This window comes from Paenibacillus sp. YAE3, from assembly GCF_057546105.1.
This window is the reverse complement of the sequence record NZ_BAAIYF010000007.1, coordinates 47,172-66,130: the sequence shown is the minus strand read 5'-3', so window position 1 is coordinate 66,130 and position 18,959 is coordinate 47,172. Positions and strand designations below refer to the sequence as shown.

At 55.0% G+C, this 18,959-nt stretch carries 17 protein-coding genes, 1 pseudogene and 1 riboswitch; of the genes and pseudogenes, 12 read left to right on the top strand and 6 right to left on the bottom strand.

Annotated features, from left to right (window positions below):
* Nucleotides 1-22: 22 nt before the first annotated feature.
* The 3 genes from AC27KL_RS14825 to AC27KL_RS14815 are packed head-to-tail and all read right to left on the bottom strand — an operon-like array spanning nt 23 to nt 5,808.
* Nucleotides 23-1,207 carry an acetyl-CoA C-acetyltransferase gene (locus AC27KL_RS14825; RefSeq protein ID WP_487170173.1) on the bottom strand — a complete coding sequence of 395 codons (1,185 nt, stop codon included), beginning with the start codon at nt 1,205-1,207 and terminating at the stop codon, nt 23-25.
* Nucleotides 1,208-1,231: 24 nt separating this feature from the next.
* Entirely contained in the window at nt 1,232-3,634 is a 2,403-nt protein-coding gene (locus AC27KL_RS14820; RefSeq protein WP_487170172.1) for a 3-hydroxyacyl-CoA dehydrogenase/enoyl-CoA hydratase family protein, read from the bottom strand.
* Complete coding sequence (locus AC27KL_RS14815) at nt 3,631-5,808, bottom strand: heterodisulfide reductase-related iron-sulfur binding cluster (RefSeq protein WP_487170171.1); 2,178 nt, start codon at nt 5,806-5,808, stop codon at nt 3,631-3,633. The genes AC27KL_RS14820 and AC27KL_RS14815 overlap by 4 nt, the downstream gene beginning before the upstream one ends.
* A gap of 261 nt (nt 5,809-6,069) precedes the next feature.
* Here AC27KL_RS14815 and fadR point away from each other — a divergent pair, with 261 nt between their 5' ends.
* The 4 genes from fadR (at nt 6,070) to AC27KL_RS14795 (ending at nt 9,127) form a co-directional block, all read left to right on the top strand.
* Nucleotides 6,070-6,666: a fatty acid metabolism transcriptional regulator FadR gene (fadR, locus tag AC27KL_RS14810; RefSeq protein WP_339324931.1), complete on the top strand. Its 597-nt coding sequence runs from the start codon at nt 6,070-6,072 to the stop codon at nt 6,664-6,666.
* 34 nt (nt 6,667-6,700) lie between these two features.
* Nucleotides 6,701-7,465: an electron transfer flavoprotein subunit beta/FixA family protein gene (locus AC27KL_RS14805; protein ID WP_487170170.1), complete on the top strand. Its 765-nt coding sequence runs from the start codon at nt 6,701-6,703 to the stop codon at nt 7,463-7,465.
* A gap of 84 nt (nt 7,466-7,549) precedes the next feature.
* Nucleotides 7,550-8,524, top strand: a complete 975-nt coding sequence (locus tag AC27KL_RS14800; protein ID WP_340999017.1) for an electron transfer flavoprotein subunit alpha/FixB family protein — start codon at nt 7,550-7,552, stop codon at nt 8,522-8,524.
* Between the two features lie 159 nt (nt 8,525-8,683).
* The gene (locus tag AC27KL_RS14795) at nt 8,684-9,127 is read left to right on the top strand and encodes a hypothetical protein (protein ID WP_487170169.1); all 444 of its coding nucleotides are present in this window, start codon (nt 8,684-8,686) and stop codon (nt 9,125-9,127) included.
* A 69-nt stretch (nt 9,128-9,196) separates the two neighbouring features.
* Here the strand turns inward: AC27KL_RS14795 and AC27KL_RS14790 are convergent, their stop codons facing one another.
* Nucleotides 9,197-10,015 (bottom strand): Cof-type HAD-IIB family hydrolase, encoded by an 819-nt coding sequence (locus AC27KL_RS14790; RefSeq protein ID WP_339324935.1) that lies wholly within the window; start codon nt 10,013-10,015, stop codon nt 9,197-9,199.
* 320 nt (nt 10,016-10,335) lie between these two features.
* Between AC27KL_RS14790 and AC27KL_RS14785 the strand changes: the two genes are divergently transcribed.
* The 5 genes from AC27KL_RS14785 to queF all read left to right on the top strand — a co-directional run bounded on the left by AC27KL_RS14785 (nt 10,336) and on the right by queF (nt 13,842).
* Nucleotides 10,336-10,977, top strand: coding sequence for an FMN-dependent NADH-azoreductase (locus AC27KL_RS14785; protein WP_339324936.1), 642 nt, complete (start codon nt 10,336-10,338; stop codon nt 10,975-10,977).
* A gap of 257 nt (nt 10,978-11,234) precedes the next feature.
* Nucleotides 11,235-11,273, top strand: a riboswitch (PreQ1 riboswitch).
* Between the two features lie 127 nt (nt 11,274-11,400).
* The gene (queC, locus tag AC27KL_RS14780; RefSeq protein ID WP_487170168.1) at nt 11,401-12,069 is read left to right on the top strand and encodes a 7-cyano-7-deazaguanine synthase QueC; all 669 of its coding nucleotides are present in this window, start codon (nt 11,401-11,403) and stop codon (nt 12,067-12,069) included.
* The gene (gene queD, locus AC27KL_RS14775) at nt 12,066-12,560 is read left to right on the top strand and encodes a 6-carboxytetrahydropterin synthase QueD (protein WP_487170167.1); all 495 of its coding nucleotides are present in this window, start codon (nt 12,066-12,068) and stop codon (nt 12,558-12,560) included. Before queC ends, queD begins: the two co-directional genes overlap by 4 nt.
* Complete coding sequence (gene queE / locus AC27KL_RS14770; protein WP_339324938.1) at nt 12,557-13,315, top strand: 7-carboxy-7-deazaguanine synthase QueE; 759 nt, start codon at nt 12,557-12,559, stop codon at nt 13,313-13,315. Before queD ends, queE begins: the two co-directional genes overlap by 4 nt.
* A 29-nt stretch (nt 13,316-13,344) precedes the next feature.
* Nucleotides 13,345-13,842, top strand: coding sequence for a preQ(1) synthase (queF, locus tag AC27KL_RS14765; RefSeq protein ID WP_212949620.1), 498 nt, complete (start codon nt 13,345-13,347; stop codon nt 13,840-13,842).
* A 52-nt stretch (nt 13,843-13,894) separates the two neighbouring features.
* Here queF and AC27KL_RS14760 read toward each other — a convergent pair whose 3' ends face one another.
* Nucleotides 13,895-14,746 carry an anti-sigma factor domain-containing protein gene (locus AC27KL_RS14760; RefSeq protein WP_487170166.1) on the bottom strand — a complete coding sequence of 284 codons (852 nt, stop codon included), beginning with the start codon at nt 14,744-14,746 and terminating at the stop codon, nt 13,895-13,897.
* Complete coding sequence (locus tag AC27KL_RS14755) at nt 14,715-15,332, bottom strand: RNA polymerase sigma factor (RefSeq protein WP_340999012.1); 618 nt, start codon at nt 15,330-15,332, stop codon at nt 14,715-14,717. Before AC27KL_RS14755 ends, AC27KL_RS14760 begins: the two co-directional genes overlap by 32 nt.
* A 231-nt stretch (nt 15,333-15,563) precedes the next feature.
* On the opposite strand from AC27KL_RS14755, the gene AC27KL_RS14750 reads away from it, so the two are divergent.
* The 3 genes and pseudogenes from AC27KL_RS14750 to AC27KL_RS14740 all read left to right on the top strand — a co-directional run bounded on the left by AC27KL_RS14750 (nt 15,564) and on the right by AC27KL_RS14740 (nt 18,791).
* Complete coding sequence (locus tag AC27KL_RS14750; RefSeq protein ID WP_052146969.1) at nt 15,564-16,730, top strand: COG1470 family protein; 1,167 nt, start codon at nt 15,564-15,566, stop codon at nt 16,728-16,730.
* A gap of 59 nt (nt 16,731-16,789) precedes the next feature.
* Nucleotides 16,790-17,743: pseudogene (locus tag AC27KL_RS14745) on the top strand (ABC transporter ATP-binding protein); the annotation flags it as partial.
* Entirely contained in the window at nt 17,709-18,791 is a 1,083-nt protein-coding gene (locus tag AC27KL_RS14740) for an ABC transporter permease (protein ID WP_212949627.1), read from the top strand. The pseudogene AC27KL_RS14745 and the gene AC27KL_RS14740, both read left to right, overlap by 35 nt.
* Nucleotides 18,792-18,959: the final 168 nt, after the last annotated feature.

The window sequence follows — 18,959 nt, the reverse complement described above, 5'->3', positions numbered from 1 at the left end:
GCTTTCCTCTCCTTTATTATCATTATTCGGGATGGACTTCAAAAACGCCTGCGGCGCCCATGCCGCCGCCGATACACATCGATACGACGCCGTATCCCCCGCCCCTGCGGCGAAGCTCGCTGATCAGCGTCGTCGTCAGCTTCGTCCCGGTGCACCCGAGCGGGTGGCCCAACGCGATGGCGCCGCCGTTGACGTTCACCTTCTCCTCGTCGATGCCCAGCTCGCGGATAATGTGCACGCATTGGGAAGCAAAAGCTTCATTGATTTCAAAGAGTGTTACGTCGTCTTGCGTAATGCCTGCCATGCGGAGCGCCTTCGGGATCGCTTTGACCGGGCCGACGCCCATTATTTCCGGCTCGACGCCGCTGAGGGCAAAGGAGCGGAAAGTCGCCAGCGGTTTGAGTCCCAGCGCGTCCGCTTTCTCCCGGCTCATGACGACGACGGCGGCGGCGCCGTCGCTTGTTTGCGAAGCATTGCCCGCAGTGACGGTGCCGTTCAATTTAAACGAAGGCTTGAGTTTGCCAAGAACTTCGGGGGTCGTGTCGGGACGCACGCCTTCATCCGTGTCGAACGTAAAGGAACGGGTCTGGACTTTTCCTTTCTCATCGACGTGTTTCAGCTCAACCTGAATCGGGACGATTTCATCCCGGAATTTCCCTTCCGCGATCGCCTTGGCTGCCTTTGCATGCGATCTGGCGGCAAAGCGGTCCTGATCTTCGCGGGAAATTCCGAACCGTTCGGCCACTTCCTCGGCGGTATGCCCCATCCCCATGTATACCTCCGGCATGTCGGCCACCAGCTTCGGATTCGGCGACACTTTGAATCCCGTCATCGGCACATGGCTCATGCTTTCCACGCCGCCCGCGATCAGCACATCCGCAGACCCGAGCATAATCCGCTCCGCCGCAAAAGCGATCGCCTGCAGCCCCGAGGAGCAGAAACGGTTAATGGTCAGGGCGGGCACCGTCACCGGAAAACCGGCATAAAGCGACATGATGCGGGCAAAATTCAAGCCCTGTTCCCCTTCCGGCATGGCGCAGCCGATAATGATGTCCTCGACGTCTTCCTTAAGCAGCCCCGGTGCGCGGTCAACGACCGCCTCCAACACGGCTTTTCCGAGATCATCCGCCCGGGTCTGGGCCAGGCTGCCTTTTTTGGCTTTTCCGACGGCGGTGCGGGCCATCGATACGATTACTGCTTCTTTCATTTGGATTCACCCTCCCCTGGGATGTTAGTTGCGCAGCGCTTTGCCTTTGGTCAGCATGTGGTGCATCCGCTGCTGGGTTTTCGGTTCGCCGCACAGGCTGAGGAACGCTTCGCGCTCCAGGTCAAGCATGTACTGCTCGGTGACGAGCGAACCGGCCGGAACGTCGCCGCCAGCCAGCACATGGGCCAGCTTTTTGGCGATCAACAGATCGTGGTCGCTGATATATCCGCCGCGTTTCATCTCGATCGCTCCGAGCTGCAGCACCGCTTTGCCTTCCGAACCGACGACACGGATTTTTTCTTCCGGGATCGGTTTATAGTCCGTATTCGCAAGTCCGAGCACCGATTGCTTCGCTTCGTAGATCGCAAAGTCCTGATTGACGACGATCCGGTCGGTCGGGCGCAAATAACCGAGCCTTTTCGCATCATGCCCGCTGCTGGACACGGTGGCCATGCCGACCGTCTGGAACGCGTGATTGATGAACGGCTGCACATCGACGCCTTCGACGCCGGCATGTTGGCTGGCGCGCAGCGCAAGCTCCTTGCATCCGCCTCCCGCAGGGATCAGGCCGACGCCGACTTCCACGAGTCCGTAATAGGTTTCGGCGGAAGCCACCACCTGGTCGGCCGGCATGCAGGCTTCGACGCCGCCGCCCAGGCACATCCGGTGCGGAGCGGCCACGACCGGTTTTTCGAAGCGTTTGACTTTGTACATCGTGTTTTGGAATAGATGGATAATGTCGTTGATTTCATCCCATTCTTCGTCCTGGGCTTCCATCAATAGGAGCATGATGTTCGCGCCGACGCAGAAATTGCGGCCTTGGTTGGCGATGACCATGCCCTTGTAGTTGTTGCGGACCTCTTCAAGGCTTTGGGTGATCATGCTTAGAATGTCCTCGCCGATGGCATTGTTCGGCGAATGGAATTCGAGGCAGGCCACGTCGTCTCCGATATCGATCAGGCTGGCGCCGCTGTTGGCTTTGATCACTTTGTTCTGCTCTTTCAACCGGCGCAGGTTGATGATTTCGGGCGCAAACTCGATTTCTTCATACCGGGAGGAGCCGATGCGGACGGAATACAGCTTTCCTTCCTCCTGCTTGTAAAAAGAGGTGTGCCCCGCCGCGATCCACTCCTTCACCCAGGCCGGAACGGAAACGCTTTCCGCCTCCATCCGTTCCACCGACCGGACGAGTCCGATCGCATCCCAGGTTTCGAACGGTCCGAGCTCCCATGAAAATCCCCATTTCATCGCGTCGTCGATTTCCTGCACGGAGTCCGCGATTTCGCCGACCTTTTCCGCGGAATAAACCAGCACTTGCTTCAGAATGTTCCAAGCCAGATCGGAATAGCGGTCTTTGGCCGACAGCAGCGCTTTGGTCTTCTCCTTGGCGCCCTTCGCGAGCTTGGCGGCTTCCAGCGAGGCTCCTTTGGGTTTCGTCTGCGGCGCGTATTCCATCGTCTTCAGATCCAGGGCGAGAATTTCGCTGCCGCCGGCCCCTTTTTTCTTCAAATAAAAGCCCTGCCCGGATTTTTCGCCGAGCCAGCCCTTTTCGACCAGGCTCTTCATGACGGCGGGGACGTCAAAGATTTCTTTTTCCTTTTCGTCCGTTACGTTGTCATAGACGTTGTTCGCGACATGCACGAACGTATCGAGACCGACCAGATCCAGCGTGCGGAAGGTAGCGCTTTTTGGACGCCCAATCGCCGGGCCGGTGACGGCATCGACCTCTTCCACGGTAAAACCGTTGTCCGTCATTTCCTTCAGCGTCACGAGCAGCCCATAGGTTCCGATGCGGTTGGCGATAAAGTTCGGCGTATCTTTGGCGAGCACGACGCCTTTGCCGAGCACCTTTTCGCAAAATCCCTTCATAAAGTCCACAAGCGCCGGATCCGTTTGCTCGCCGGGGATGATTTCCAGCAGCTTCATGTATCTTGGCGGGTTGAAGAAGTGCGTTCCCATAAAATGCTTCTGGAACGCTTCGCTCCGGTCCGCCGCCATTGCGTTGATCGAGATGCCGGAAGTATTGGAGCTGACGATGATGCCCGGCTTCCACACGCTTTCGATTTTTTCGAGCAATCCCTTTTTCACTTCCAGATTTTCGACCACGACCTCGATGATCCAATCGACCTCGGCAAGCCGGGACAGATGGTCGTCCAGGTTGCCCGGCGTGATGCGTTCGGCGAACGCAGGGTCGTAAAGGGGAGCCGGCTTCGTCTTGGCCAGCTTCGCGATCGCCGAAGCCGCAAGCCGGTTTCGTACCGACGGATGTTCCAGGGTCAATCCTTTGGCCGTCTCTTCTTCGGTCAACTGCCGCGGAACGATATCCAGCAATAAGCACGGGATGCCGACGTTGGCCAAATGTGCCGCGATGCCGGACCCCATGATTCCCGAGCCGATGACGGCTGCTTTGCGAATGGCTTTGTTCATTGTGCGCTTGCCTCCATTTCTAGTCCTTTATTGTGAGCGGGATGGCCGCCGAATACGGAAAGTTCCAATATTTCCGCGACATCCTTCGCTTTCACACGCTCTTCGACTTCCTTCGCTTTGGTCCCGTCCTCCATCATCGTCAGGCAGTAAGGGCACGCGCTGCTGATGATGCCCGGGTTCGTTTCGAGCGCCTGCTCCGTCCGCGCCAGGTTGACGCGTTTGCCGGAGGTCTCCTCCATCCACATCATCCCGCCGCCGGCGCCGCAGCACATCGCGTTTTCGCGGGTGCGCTTCATTTCGACGAGCTCGACGCCCGGAATCGCCCGGAGCACGTCGCGGGGCTGGTCGTAAACGTCGTTGTAGCGCCCGAGGTAACAGGAGTCGTGATACACGATGCGCTCCTTGACCTCATGTTTCGGCTTCAGCTTGCCTTGGCGGATCAATTGATCCAGAAGCTGCGTATGGTGAAGCACCTCCACGCCTTCCAGCCCGAATTCCGGGTATTCGTTTTTGAAGGTGTTGAAGGTGTGCGGGCACGCGGTCACGATTTTTTGGACGCCGTATTTTTCGAACGTCGCGATATTTTCCATGCAAAGCTGCTGAAAAAGCATTTCATTGCCCATGCGGCGCGGCGTGTCGCCCGAATTTTTCTCCTCGTTGCCGAGGATGGCGTAATTGACGCCCGCTTCATTCAACAGCCGGACGAAAGCTCTGGACACTTTTCGGCTGCGGAGATCATAAGACCCCATGGAACCGACGAAAAACAAATATTCGAAACCGGGGTTATCCTTGACGGTCGGCACCTTTATGCTTTCACCTTCCCCGCTCCAGTTGGCGCGGTCGTTGCGATTGAGCCCCCACGGATTGCTTTGCCTCTCGATATTCTGCAGCGCGCGTTGGCCTTCGGTCGGCATGCTGCCTTCCATCAGCACCAGATGTCTGCGCAAATCGATGATTTTGTCCACATGCTCGTTGCCGACGGGACATTGGTCTTCGCAGTTGCGGCACGTCGTGCACGACCAGATTTCTTCTTCCGTCATGACGTCGCCGATCAGGTTCAAGTCCTTCGGATCTTTGGCTTGATGCGTCCAAGTCGATTTTTGCCAGGCCAGGGTCGGACGGATATCCGTGATCTCGGCACTGTCAAATCCGGGTTCTCCGCAAGAGGAAGACAACGCGTGTGCACCGATGGTAGAAAAAGCGAATTCGGGCACGTAAGGCGATTTTCCGGTAACGGCAGTCCCTTTTTCCGTTAAATGGTCGCGCAGCTTGACGATCAGATGCATCGGGGACAGCGCTTTGCCGGTATTGGATGCCGGGCAGACGCTCGTGCAGCGGCCGCATTCAACGCAAGCGTAAAAGTCGATCATCTGCTTTTGCGTGAAATCTTCGATTTTGCCGACGCCGAAGCTTTCCGCTTCTTCGTCTTCCAGATCGAGCTTGCTGAGTTTGCCGACCGGCTCGGAGCGGCCGAGATAAATGTTGACCGGTGCGGACATCAAATGAAAATGTTTGGATTGCGGCACATAAACAAGGAATGCGAGCAAAATGAGCAGATGCGCCCACCAGCATGCGTAGAATAGGATTTGGGCAGCCGACGTGGATAGTCCGCCGAAAAGTGCTGCCAGCAGCGAAGATATGGGCGCGTATCCCGAGGGCTCCTGTTCAAGCCATACTCTTTCGAAACCCAGGGAAAAAACGACCGACAACATGAGGAAGAAAATAAAGAAGATGACGATGCTCGGCTTCCAGCCTTTTTTGAGTCGCGGCAGCTTCTCGCCGTACCGGCGGTAAGCCGCGTAACCGATGGCCGCCAAAATGAGGATGACGGTTATCTCCTGCAGCAGCCCGAACACGTCGTAAGCCGGCAGCGGCAGATGGCCTCCGCCTGTCAAACCTTTGACGATCAAATCCAGGGCGCCGAATTGAAGAATGATGAAGCCGTAAAAGACGACGACGTGCATGATGCCGCTTTTCATGTCTTTAAACAGCTTCTTCTGCCCGAAAACCTGCGACAGGAATTCGCCCCATTTTCCTTCGCGCTGCTTGCGAAAGTCGGACGGCTTGCCGAGCTTCACGTACAGGATCCGGTGGTATACCGCTTTGTAAAAGAGGTAGATGCCGTAACCTGCCGCAGCGAGAAACAAGATCAAATTGACCATTTGCCACATCATTCGCGGTTCCTCCCTTTATTGATATAAAAGGTATTTAATAACTTATTTACTATAGATAGCGGTTACAAAATGTGACATTGCCGAAACATGGCAGTAACGGTTGCGCCGTAAATGAAGGCCTTCCCTTAACCAACCCCCCGCAAAACCTTTACAACAAATCTTGTCTTAAACGATTGACAACTGGCATCCTTTACCATTAAGATTAAGAAAAATGAATGAGCATTCATTCAGTTAATTGAATTCTATCACTGGGGTGGCCTGATGACAAGTAGAAAATTGGAAAAATATGAGTTAATTTTGGATGCGGCTTTAAAGGTCATTGCGGAGAACGGTTTTCACGGCTCCCAAATTTCCAAGATCGCAAAGGAGGCTGGTGTCGCGGACGGTACGATATATCTATATTTTAAAAACAAGGAAGATATCCTTATTTCCCTGTTTCAGGAACGCCTCGGCAACCTGGTCGGGATGTTCCACAGCAGCATCAAGGAATCGACTACGGCGGAGGACGCGCTACGCAAGGTGTGCGAAATCCATTTTAACGAACTCGAAAATAACGTGAACCTCGCCTATGTCACCCAAATCGAGCTGAGACAAAGCTCCCTTGAGCTGCGCAAGGCCATCGGACTTGTCGTCAAGCCCTATATTCAGCTCATCGAGCATATTGTGGAAAGAGGCATGGCGGAGGGAGCCTTCCGCAAGGACCTCGACGCGAAGCTGACCCGGCTGCTGATCTTCGGCGCCATGGACGAAGTCGTCACCTCCTGGCTGATCTCGGGACGGAAATACTCCCTCTCCGCCCAGGTCGACAAGACGGTTGAGTTTTTTCTGAGAGGACTAAAATCATTCGGCGGCGTTTAACGCCTGCCAATTTAAAATGAGAGGAGTTTGCCGCATGAATATCTTTGTACTGCTGAAACAGACCTTCGATACGGAGGAACGCATTGTCATTCAGAATGGAGAAATTTCCGACGACGGCGTGAAGTACGTCATCAATCCTTACGACGAATATGCCGTTGAGGAAGCGCTGCTGCAAAGGGATCAACACGGCGGAACGGTAACCGTGGTCGGCGTCGGGCCCGACCGGACGGCCGAGGCGCTGCGAACGGCGCTGGCGATGGGAGCGGACGAAGCGGTGTTGATCGGAAACGACGGCTTGGAGACGGATGAATATACGGTTTCCCGCTTCCTTGCGGCTTACCTGGAAAAACAGTCTGTGGACCTGATTCTTGGAGGCAACTTCTCGGTCGACAGCGGCGGCGGACAGGTCGCGGTCCGGCTGGCCGAGCTGCTTGGCCTTCCGCATACCTCCTCCATCACCAAATTGTCCATTGACGGGCAGAAGGCGGCCGTGGAGCGCGATGCCGAAGGCGACACGGAAACGCTGGAAGTCGCTCTTCCCGCCGTGTTTACGGCACAGCAAGGGCTCAATGATCCGCGTTACCCTTCCCTGCCGGGCATCATGAAAGCCAAAAAGAAGCCATTCCATCATATCACGCCTGCCGAGCTGGGGATCACGGACGAGGCGGCGGCAAAAACGAAACGCGTCTCCCTTTCCCTGCCGCCGCAGCGCCAAGCCGGGCGGATTCTACAAGGCGATTACGCCCAGCAGGCGGCCGAACTGGTCAATCTGCTGCGCACCGAAGCCAAGCTGATCTAAGGCTGCTGGCGAGCCAAAAAAACTGTCCAATTGGGGCAAAAAGCATTTGCTGTATGGTTTTAACCGTTAAAGGAGGAATCTGATATGGGTAAAACGTATATCGTGGTAGCCGAGGTTCGCGGGGGCAGCCTGCGCCAAGTTTCGCTGGAAGCGCTTCAAGCCGTATCCGCCGCCAAGCAGGAAGGGGACGACGTCGCGTCCGTCCTCATTGGATCGCAAATAACGACGCTTGCGTCGGAGCTGGCAAACTACGTGGAAGGTCATGTCTATTCCGTCGATCATCCCGATCTTGAAATTTATAATCCGGAAAGTTATCTGGACGTGATGAAGACCGTTTTTGAACGCGCGAAGCCGGATGCGGTCGTTTTAGGGCATACCGCGCTCGGACGCGATCTGGCTCCAGCCATTGCGGCGCATCTGGGCGCAGGGCAAATCTCCGACGTGACCGCCATCGAAAAAAACGGCGACGACGTCTTGTTCACCCGGCCGATTTACGCAGGCAAAGCTTTCGAGCAGCGGCAATTTACGGGCGGTCCGCAGGTCGTTACGATCCGTCCGAACAATTTCAGCCCGGCTGCGCCCGCATCCTCGCCCGCTGAAATCGTCGAATTGGATTATGCGCCGTCCGGTTCCCTCCGCTCCATCGTCAAGGACATCGTCCGCAAAACCTCTGGCAAAGTCGATCTGACCGAAGCCAAAATCGTCGTTTCCGGCGGCCGCGGCGTCAAAAGCGCGGAAGGCTTCAAGCCGCTGGAAGAGCTGGCCGAGGTATTGCACGGCGCCGTCGGCGCCTCCCGTGCCGCATGCGATGCCGGATACTGCGACTATTCGATGCAAATCGGCCAGACCGGCAAAGTGGTGACGCCCGAAATCTACATCGCCTGCGGCATCAGCGGCGCGATTCAGCATTTGGCCGGCATGAGCCAGTCCCGGATCATCATCGCGATCAACAAAGATCCGGAAGCGCCGATCTTCAAGATCGCGGATTACGGCATCGTCGGCGATCTGTTCGAGGTTGTGCCGCTGCTTACCCAAGAGTTCCGCAAGGTGCTGGTTTAATCCGAATATTCGCGAAAAAGCATGGAAACGGGTTCGTTGAAAAGCGGACCGTTCCCATGTTTTTTTACTGCCCGTCTATGACGATTCCGCAGCAACAAAATCAGCCTCCCCTACGTCTACGGATAGAGAAAAGCAGGCGTAAAGCGAGGTGAAAAAACCATGAAAAATACGTCTCTTCTCCTTTTGTCAATCATCATCGCTTCGGCCGTGCTGGCAAGCTGCCATGTGATTTCAAAAGGAACCGCCCTCCCTACGGCCCCCTCGACGCCCAAACAGGGGTTACCGTCTTCCAATGGCATCGCCGCAGGCCGTTTGGAAGGAAAGATCAAGATTGGCGCGGCAGGATCAAACGTCAAAGCGACGTACACCTTCTACAACCAAACGGAACGTCGCTTGCACATCGTAGGCGGCGCAAAATATACGCTTTGGAAAGACGACGCCCTCGTGGAAAAAGGCGCGGTTCCGATCAAGGACTACATCGATCTCGCGCAAGGAGAAGCTTATACGGACGCCAAAACGTTCAAAAATCTAAAATCCGGAACGTATTCGCTTCGGGTGGAATGGAGTGACGCGGCCGCCGTCGCAACGTTCACTTTGAAATGATGATGAATCCGATTGAACCTAACGAAAAACAACCGGGTTGGCCGTTCGGCCAGCACCGGTTGTTTGTTTTTAAACCTCTTGATAGGCAAATACGAATTTTTCGATCACCTTCGCGACGCCGTCGTTCATGTTGGAGTCCGTCACGTAATCGGCAGCTTCCTTGATTTCGTCCCGGGCGTTGCCCATGGCGACGCCGAGGCCGGCAAAACGGATCATCGGCAGATCGTTCGAGCTGTCGCCCATGGCGATCACTTCCTCCTGCTTGATGCCCAGGCGGCCGATCAGTTGATGCAGGCTCGTCCCCTTATCGACGCCCGCTTCGGTGAATTCCAGGAAAAACGGCTTGGAGCGCATGACGCTGAGTTCGCCGGCCAATTGCCGCTGCAATTTTTTCTCCGCTTCCGCCACCTTGCCGGGATCTCCGACCATCAACGTTTTGACGACCGGCTCCTGAACGGTTTCCACGAAGCTTGCCGTTTCTTGAATACGCATCCCGGTCAGGCCGGATTCGATCTCGACGTATTCGTTGCTTTGCTCCGTGATGATATGATCCTTGCCGTAAGTCAAGATGGACAGCCCTTCTTCTTGGCTGATGCGGTACAGTCTTTGTACCGTTTCGACGGACAATGTGCTGCTGAAGATCTCTTCTTCCGTCCGGCAATCGGTAATTTTTGCGCCGTTAAACGATAAAATGTAGCTCCCGAACTTCTCCAGCTCGAGCTCCTTGGCGATCGGCTTCATCCCGAAAGTCGGACGCCCGGATGCCAGCACCACTTTTACCCCTTCTTTCTGCGCGGCCATCAACGCCTCCTTCGTGCGGGGCGAAATGGTCAGGTCGTCGCGGAGCAGCGTATCGTCCAGGTCCAAAACGATCATTTTGTATTTCATGTTGGCAACATCCTTTTTATATGTGATAGATCGAAAGATTCGAAACCATTCCTCTACTATATCACGATTTATTCGTAAGCATAAGGCGTCGTTTTCGGGTCCATTTGTGCAATTCCTTGCCGACCGCCCCTACGAAATTGAATATTCTTTGAACTTTTATGGTTCGCGTCTTCAAAAAATCATATTTTGGGGGTTGCAGAATTTTTGAAAGTTGCTTACAATTCAACTATATCAATTCGCTTGATATCAAAAATCACGAACACAAGATATTGTACTGAACCAAGTTCATCTTTGTGTCGACTTTAGGAGGAAGAAACAACATGAACGTATTAGTCGTAAAAGCCAACAACCGTCCGGCGTCCGATGCCGTTTCCAGTAAAATGTACGAAACATTCATGGAAGCCGTCAAAGGCGCAGAGAACCTGAATGTAACGACATACGACGTATATGAAGAAGATACGCCTTACTTTGGACAAGACCTGTTCAATGCCTTCGGCAAAATGCAAAACGGCGGCGCATTGACCGACCTCGAACAACGCCTCGTGGCTGCCAAACAAAAAGCGATGGACGCTTTGACGGCTGCTGACGTCGTCGTGTTCGCATTCCCTCTGTGGAACCTGACGATCCCTGCCAAATTGCAAACATTCATCGATTATGTCTACGCTGCAGGTTTCGCCTTTAAATATGACGCGGAAGGCAACATGATTTCGTTGATGCCGGACAAAAAAGCGATCTTCCTGAACGCTCGCGGCGGCGTTTATTCCACGCCGGAAACCGCGCCGATGGAAATGGCCGTCAACTACATGCGCAACGTTTTCGGCGGCATATTCGGCATGACCATTCTCGACGAAGTCGTGATCGAAGGCCACAACGCGATGCCGGATAAAGCAAGCGAAATCATCGAAGCCGGCCTGAACAAAGTGAAGGAAGTTGCCAATAAATTGGTGCTTCAACACGCTTAATCGGGCATCCCGATCGAATCGGCTTTTCAGGAAACACCTTTACGGTCCTCCGTTCGCGGCGCACCTTAAAGGTGTTTCCTTTCTTTTGCCGAAGTCGTGCCGGTAGGCGAAAAACCTTATCGGCGGTTCATGCCGTTCGGTCGGGACTTCCGTTATGGCGCGGACGTATCCACAAAGCCATAGATTGTGCTATAATATACCGGTGCGATTCAATCGCGCACAAAACAGAAGAAAATCCGGCTGCGGTCATACACCGCCCGGGAGAGGTTCGCGAACTCCCTCTATAAAAAACTAAGGTCGCCCGTCGGGTTTATTCCGTCTGGGCTTGTTTTTTACGGTCAGTTCAAGAACCCTCTCTCTTCGAAGGTAGAAGCGTTTTATCCGCGCTTGTACGACAAATTTTGAAGATGGAGAGGTTTTTTTATGCTCAAAAACGAAAAAGCGGTCGTCGTCTTCAGCGGCGGCCAAGACAGCACCACCTGCCTGTTTTGGGCCATGAAGCAGTTTGCGGAGGTAGAAACGGTCACGTTCGACTACGGCCAGCGGCATCGCCTGGAGATCGAATGCGCGCAAGAGATCGCCAAAGAACTCGGCGTTAAAAACACCGTTCTGGATATGAGTCTGCTCAATCAGCTCGCCCCGAACGCCCTTACCCGCAGCGATATCGAAATTACGCAGGAAGACGGCGAGCTGCCGAGCACCTTCGTAGAAGGACGAAATCATCTGTTCCTCAGCTTTGCGGCCGTGCTGGCCAAGGTGTCCGGCGCCAGACATCTGGTGACCGGCGTTTGCGAAACGGATTTCAGCGGATATCCGGACTGCCGGGACTCTTTCGTCAAGTCGCTGAACGTGACCTTGAATTTGGCGATGGATTATAATTTCGTGATCCACACGCCGCTGATGTGGCTGGATAAAGCCGAAACGTGGGCTATGGCGGACGATCTCGGCGCATTCGATTTTGTTCGCGAGCGGACGCTGACCTGCTACAACGGCGTCATCGGCGACGGTTGCGGCGAATGCCCTTCCTGCCAGCTGCGGCGCAAAGGTCTGGAACTATATCTGGAGCGCCGGACGCAGGAGGCATCCCGATGAAGGGCCGGACGCCGGGCGAATTCCGAATCGTCGAGAATCTGCAGCAGCTGGGAACGGACATTCAGCCAAGCGAATTGAAATACCGCCATTACCGCGTCATGGTCAGCAAAGAATTCACTTTTGACGCCGCCCATCACCTGCACGCTTACGAAGGGAAATGCAAAAATCTGCATGGCCATACCTATAAAGCGGTGTTTGGGATCAGCGCATACCCGAACGAGATCGGAATCGCTGCCGATTTTGGGCTGGTCAAAGAAATATGGAAGCAGCGGATCGAACCTTATCTCGACCATCGTTATCTCAATGAAACGCTGCCTCCGATGAACACGACCGCGGAAAACATGGCGATTTGGCTGTATGAGCAAATGGAAGCCGCGCTTGCCGAAAAGCCGTATGCCGATCTGATCGAGCAGGGCCGTACGGAATTCGTGAGATTGTACGAAACGCCGACCAGTTACGCCGAATTTCGTAGAGAGTGGGTGGAAGCATGAGCGAAACGCGCAGCACCGTGAAGTCCCCTCCCCCCATTCCGGTATTGGAGATATTCGGTCCAACGGTCCAAGGGGAAGGGATGGTCATCGGCCAAAAAACGATGTTCGTGCGCACCGCCGGCTGCGACTACTCCTGCGCTTGGTGCGACTCCGCATTTACATGGGACGGAAGCGGCGTGAAGGACATCCGGAAGATGAACGCCGCGGAAATATGGGACGAGCTGAAACGCATCGGAGGAAACCGCTTCTCGCATGTGACGATTTCAGGCGGCAACCCGCTGCTCCTTCCCCAGCTCTCTTCCCTCGTGGAACTGCTTCAATCCGAAGGCATCCGGATCGCCGTAGAAACCCAAGGCTCGAGATGGCAGGATTGGCTGGCGGAGATCGATGAAGTTACGATATCGCCGAAGCCGCCAAGCTCCGGGATGACGACTGATTGGGAGCGCCTGGACACCATCGTGGAGCGGCTTCGCCAACGCCCTGCTCCCTATGCGTACAGCTTGAAGGTCGTCATTTTCGAAGACCGCGACCTTGCGTACGCGCAAACCGTGCATGCCCGTTATCCCGGCGCCCCGATGTATTTGCAGGTCGGGAACGCGGACGTATCGCGAATGGACAAGGAAAACCATGCCGCCGATCTGCTGCTGCAGTATGAAAGGCTTATCGACAAAGTGACGGCGTCGGAAACCCTGAACGACGTAAGGGTCCTTCCGCAGCTTCACACGCTGGTATGGGGCAACAAACGAGGCGTCTAGCGCGCTGACCGACTAAGGAGGAAACTGAAATGACCGGCAGACAACCTGAAGAAATGAAAGATTTGACGCTTCTTGGCAACCAAGGGACGAAATACGTTTTTAAGTACGCGCCCGAGGTGCTGGAGAGCTTTGACAATAAACATGCTTACCGCGATTATTTCGTGAAATTCAATTTTCCCGAGTTTACGAGTTTATGCCCGATTACGGGCCAGCCGGATTTTGCGACGCTGCATATCAGCTACATTCCGGATCAGAAAATGGTCGAGAGCAAATCGCTTAAGCTGTACCTGTTCAGCTTCCGCAACCATGGCGATTTCCATGAAGACTGCATGAACATCATCATGAACGATCTGATCAAGTTGATGGACCCGCGGTACATCGAAGTGTGGGGCAAATTTACGCCGCGCGGAGGCATTTCCATCGATCCTTATTGCAACTACGGCAAACCCGGCACCAAATATGAAAAAATGGCCGAACAGCGATTGATGAACCATGACCTGTACCCGGAAAAAATAGATAACCGCTAATTCCGCCGAGGAATGCAAAAAAAAGCCGCAGAAATGCGGCTTTTTCCTTTGGTTACGGCTGTTTGTTGACATTGATTCTGACGGCCTCCGGCCCGGTTTGCACCCGGCTTCCCCCTTTCGGCTCCAAACTGATCACGATCCGGTCGGGGTTCATGATGCCGAATCCGTAATAATACCCTTTCCCCTGGAGATTACGGGTCAGCATCATGCCCGCGCTGAAGGATTGCTGCTCATGCTGAAGCCATACCTGGTAATCCTTCTCTTCGGACGGGGTCAGGCCGTCCATGACGATCAGCAGCTCTCCGGAGTCCGGATTGAGCCACACGCCTCCCGGACCGTGAAGCGGCGGCAGCGGCGCAATGGAATATTTATCGTAATCGGCGGATTGCATGAACGCGATTTTGGTGGATACTTGCCGCTCGATCGATTCGGAGGACGTGTCTGCCTGGTGCTTGAACGTAAACAGTCCGACAAACAAGAATATGGCCAACGCGGCCGCGGCAGCGCCCGGAAAAATAAAGCGGCGGTTGTGCCAAACCTTGATTCGCAAAGAGCGCAGCGAAGCTCGGGCTTTCAGCCTTCTGCCTAAACGTGCGGGAGGTTCCAAGGTTTCGCGGACCTGACGGGCAGACCGTTGTTCCTGCAAAACGGCGATCCCTTCGTCCATCACTGCCGCATCCTGCCGTGGAAGGCAGAGGGACTGCATTTCGGGCACCTGCATTAACAGCTCCCATTCGCGCAGCTTTTCTGCGCAGCGGGCGCATTGCGCAACATGTCCCGCAACCCGCAACCGGTCCGTTTCCCCCAAACGGTTCATGACGTAATCGACCAGCTTCTCCTCAGGCAGTTCAACGCAGGAACCGAGCCTTTCCTCACTCCCATTTACCGGATTCCATGAACGCATGCGCCTCACCTCCGTTTGCTGCCCGCTTGGTCTGGTTTTCCTGCAATTGTCCGCGCAAATTCCGGATGCCGTACCGGATCAAGGATTTGACGGTCCCCACCGGCTTCTGCATCCTGTCGGCAAGCTCACGATGCGAGAGCTGCATGATATAGCTCCCGTAGAGGGCCATGCGCTGCAAAGGCGGTATGCCCCTCATGGCATGCCGGATCCGTTCGCGGTCCAGATGACGGAACGCTTCCAATTCGGCGGATTCGAGATAAAGCGCACGCTCCGACTCGGCCAGATTTGCTTCGCTTTGTTCCATGGCGGCGATACGCTGTTTCTTGCGCAGCCGGTCCATGGCCCTGCTCCGAACCCGAACCGCCAGCCAAGCTTCGACGCTCCCCCGTTCCGGATCGTATTGATCGGCCCTTTGCATCACTTCGATAAAAATTTCCTGGCAGACATCCTCCGCTTCGGCCGCGTCCTTCAGCCAGTGTTCCGCTAACCGGAAAACCATGGGAGCATACGCATCATAGAAACGGTTAAAGGCTGACGCCGAGCCTCGCGCAATTTCTTTGAGCCACTCGGCAGGATGTTCTTCCATTTTTATGATCCCCCCTTATGTCACTATCCCCTGGTCTCAAGCCTCTGGTCGTGGTGTTTATTCAGCAACATTTTAGCAGATGCGGACGGAAACGGAATTTTCTCTGCGAGAGTTTTATCTCATTTTCAGCAATTTTTTATCTTTTTTTAAGGTTCGGATAAATCCAATGCCGATTTTCGGTTCGTACTTAGGGTGAATAAAAAATATTTTCAATTAGGAGGGTTATGCTTCATGACACGATTCCTTAGGAACATCAAACTGACGGGCCTTATTTTTCTTGTTTTGGCGCTTGGAATCGGTCCGCTTCTCGGCGGTATACCCGCTCATGCGGCTGGAGGGGTGACCTTGTATACGACGTATACGTCCATTTCGGTCCCGCCCGGCGAATCTCTCAATTACAACGTCGAGCTGAAAAACGATACCGGCAGCGTCGTCACGGTCCCGCTGTCCATTGAAGGACTGCCTCAAAACTGGACGGCCAAAATGACCGGCGGCGGCTGGGATCTGAACGAAATTTCGGTCATGCCGAATTCGTCGCAATCGATCAACCTTGCCGTTACGGTTCCGATGCAAATCGATAAAGGCACCTATCGCTTTACGCTCAAAGCGGGAACTTTGGCTTCCTTGCCCCTGACGGTGCAAATTACGGAAAAAGGCACTTACCAAACGGAGCTGACCACGGATCAGGCCAACATGGAAGGGCATTCGGACGCGACATTTACGTATTCGGTCAATTTGCAAAACCGGACGGCCGAAAAGCAGACCTATGCGCTGACTTCGCAGGCGGAGGCCGGATGGGACGTGACGTTTAGCGCGGACGGCAAGCAGGTATCTTCCGTCGAAGTCGATCCGGGCGCAAGCAAAGCGATCACCGTCAACGTCAAACCGGCCGAAAACGTAACGAAGGGAACGTTCAAAATCCCGATTCGGGCGCATAACCAATCGACGGACGCCCAGCTTGTGCTGGAAGCGGCCATTTCCGGCAAATACAGCATGGAGTTGACGACGCCGAGCGGATTGCTCAGCACGAGCGTAAAAGCAGGCGGAAGCAAAACGATCGAGCTCGTCGTCAAAAACACCGGAACTGCCGATTTGACCGATATTAACCTGACCTCCTCCACCCCGGCCAACTGGGAGGTGACATTTAATCCGAAAACGATCGACAAGCTGGCTGCGGGCAAATCCACGACGGTCGAAGCCAAGCTCACGTCCAGCGATAAAGCCATCGCGGGCGATTACGTCACGGATATGACGGCTCAGGCATCGGAGGCCTCCTCGACGGCAACCTTCCGGGTCGCGGTCAAAGGCTCCGTCCTGTGGGGATGGATCGGCGTATTGATCATCCTCATCATTCTTGGCGGCATCTATGTGCTCATTCGTAAATATGGGAGGAGATAATGGTGGCGGAAACAGTCATCGACATCGAGCAATTGTCCAAAAGCTACGGCAGCCATCGGGCCGTTGACAGCTTGTCCCTGCAAATCCGCCGCGGTGAAATTTTCGGGCTTCTCGGCCCCAACGGGGCCGGGAAATCCACGACCATATTGATGCTGCTCGGTCTCAGCGAGCCAGACGGCGGAAGGATCAACGTCCTCGGCATGAACCCGACCCGCCGACCCATCGAAGTGAAGCGGCGGGTCGGCTACCTGCCCGATGATGTCGGCTTCTACGAGGATTGGACCGGCCTGGAGAATCTGCAGCTGACCGCAAGGCTGAACGGAATCGGCGAGAAAGAAGCCCGGGAGCGCGCGATGCGGCTCCTTGGGGAGGTAGGGCTGAAGGATGCCGCCCATAAAAAAGCGGGCACGTACTCGCGCGGGATGCGGCAGCGCCTCGGCCTCGCCGACGTCCTCATCAAGCAGCCGGAGATCATCATCCTGGACGAACCGACGCTGGGGATCGACCCGAAAGGGATCGACGAGCTGCTGGCGCTGATTTACGGGCTTAGCCGGGAGCAAGGGTTAACCGTCCTCCTATCCTCTCACCAGCTGCACCAAGTCCAGCAGATTTGCGACCGGGTCGGCCTTTTCGTTAAAGGCAAACTTCTGGCGGAAGGCAATCTGGAGGCATTGACCCGGCAGCTGTTGACGGATACGCCGATCATGATCACCGCGGAAGTGGACCGGGCCGATCAGCAGCTGCTTGATCGACTGGCCGAATTGGAGCAGGTTCGCGACGTGCAATCCGGAGCGGAAGCTCCGGATGCAGCCCTGCCCTCCAGCAGCCGCGTTTTGCTCCAGATCGGATGCAGCGAGGACTGCAGCGACGCGATTGCCCGCGTGATCGTTTCGTCGGGCGTTTCGTTATACAACCTGCAGCGGAAACAATACGGCCTGGATGAAATTTATCGACGTTATTTTGCGGGAGGTGAGGAACATGGAAGCAAGCGTTCTAAAAAGGCGGCTAAATAAATGGCGGAATGCGGTGTCGGAGCGCCTGCCCGACGGGCTTCGCAAATTTGCGGGCTCCTTGTCGGACCGCGACCGCTTCGACAAGTCCAACTCCAATCCGGCGGCGTTTCGGGTGCTCGTTCGCAAGGAAATCGCCGACCATGTCCGAAGCTGGCGGTTCATTTTGCTGCTGGCGATCATTTTCCTGACCTGCGTCGCCTCCCTCTATACCGCTTTGAACAGCCTGCAGGACGCCATCAAATCGGAGGACGGTTACAGCGATTTCGTCATTTTGAAGCTGTTTACCATTTCGGACGGCACCCTGCCTTCCTTCATCGGATTCATCGGGTTTCTCGGTCCGCTGCTTGGCATCGGCCTCGGATTCGACGCCGTGAACAGCGAACGCAACAAAGGGACGTTAAGCAGGATCATGGCGCAGCCCATCCACCGCGACGATTTGCTAAACGCCAAATTCACCGCCTCCTTGTTTATCATCGGGTTTATGTTTTTGGCGCTGGGCTTGCTCGTTTTATCGCTTGGTCTCCTTATTGTGGGACTTCCCCCATCCTTCGAGGAGCTGCTGCGGATATTGGCGTTTTTGGTGGTGACGGTATTTTACATCGGTTTTTGGCTGAATTTATCCATCCTGTTTTCGGTGCGTTTTCGGCAGCCCGCAACGTCGGCCTTGGCCGGCATCGCGGTATGGCTGTTCTTCAGCTTCTTTTACGACATGATTCTGAACCTGTTGTCCTCCGCGCTTGTTCGGAACAATCAAGCTTCGACCGTTGACGATATGTTGAATCATGTCAACCTGATGCTGGGACTCAGCCGGATTTCCCCGTATACCTTGTTCAACGAAGCCACCTCGACGCTATTGATGCCTACCGTGCGAAATTTGGGGCCGCTGACGACCGAGCAGGCTTACGGGGCGATCGACAGCCCGCTTCCTTTCGGGCAAAGCCTGCTGCTCGTATGGCCGCAGGTCACCGGCCTGATCGCGCTGACGCTTGTCTGCTTCGCCATTTCTTACGTGATGTTTTTGCGCCAGGAAATCCGCGGACGCTCTTAATGCCGCGAACGTTGCAGGCATTCGGCCGCGAATCAAAGCAGCCCTCCCGTTGTATTTTTCGGGGGCTGCTTTTTTTACGGCCGCTTCCGTCGGTTTCCGTGTCACTTGGGCGGATGCTGCATAGACTGGAATGGTAATAGCCGTTTGCGAAAAAACGGATTGCCGAAC

Bases quoted from the DNA above. Each gene is read 5' to 3' on its own strand.
- AC27KL_RS14825 (WP_487170173.1), bottom strand. From the start codon at position 1,207: ATGAAAGAAGCAGTAATCGTATCGATGGCCCGCACCGCCGTCGGAAAA.
- AC27KL_RS14820 (WP_487170172.1), bottom strand. From the start codon at position 3,634: ATGAACAAAGCCATTCGCAAAGCAGCCGTCATCGGCTCGGGAATCATG.
- AC27KL_RS14815 (WP_487170171.1), bottom strand. From the start codon at position 5,808: ATGATGTGGCAAATGGTCAATTTGATCTTGTTTCTCGCTGCGGCAGGT.
- fadR (WP_339324931.1), top strand. From the start codon at position 6,070: ATGACAAGTAGAAAATTGGAAAAATATGAGTTAATTTTGGATGCGGCT.
- AC27KL_RS14805 (WP_487170170.1), top strand. From the start codon at position 6,701: ATGAATATCTTTGTACTGCTGAAACAGACCTTCGATACGGAGGAACGC.
- AC27KL_RS14800 (WP_340999017.1), top strand. From the start codon at position 7,550: ATGGGTAAAACGTATATCGTGGTAGCCGAGGTTCGCGGGGGCAGCCTG.
- AC27KL_RS14795 (WP_487170169.1), top strand. From the start codon at position 8,684: ATGAAAAATACGTCTCTTCTCCTTTTGTCAATCATCATCGCTTCGGCC.
- AC27KL_RS14790 (WP_339324935.1), bottom strand. From the start codon at position 10,015: ATGAAATACAAAATGATCGTTTTGGACCTGGACGATACGCTGCTCCGC.
- AC27KL_RS14785 (WP_339324936.1), top strand. From the start codon at position 10,336: ATGAACGTATTAGTCGTAAAAGCCAACAACCGTCCGGCGTCCGATGCC.
- queC (WP_487170168.1), top strand. From the start codon at position 11,401: ATGCTCAAAAACGAAAAAGCGGTCGTCGTCTTCAGCGGCGGCCAAGAC.
- queD (WP_487170167.1), top strand. From the start codon at position 12,066: ATGAAGGGCCGGACGCCGGGCGAATTCCGAATCGTCGAGAATCTGCAG.
- queE (WP_339324938.1), top strand. From the start codon at position 12,557: ATGAGCGAAACGCGCAGCACCGTGAAGTCCCCTCCCCCCATTCCGGTA.
- queF (WP_212949620.1), top strand. From the start codon at position 13,345: ATGACCGGCAGACAACCTGAAGAAATGAAAGATTTGACGCTTCTTGGC.
- AC27KL_RS14760 (WP_487170166.1), bottom strand. From the start codon at position 14,746: ATGCGTTCATGGAATCCGGTAAATGGGAGTGAGGAAAGGCTCGGTTCC.
- AC27KL_RS14755 (WP_340999012.1), bottom strand. From the start codon at position 15,332: ATGGAAGAACATCCTGCCGAGTGGCTCAAAGAAATTGCGCGAGGCTCG.
- AC27KL_RS14750 (WP_052146969.1), top strand. From the start codon at position 15,564: ATGACACGATTCCTTAGGAACATCAAACTGACGGGCCTTATTTTTCTT.
- AC27KL_RS14740 (WP_212949627.1), top strand. From the start codon at position 17,709: ATGGAAGCAAGCGTTCTAAAAAGGCGGCTAAATAAATGGCGGAATGCG.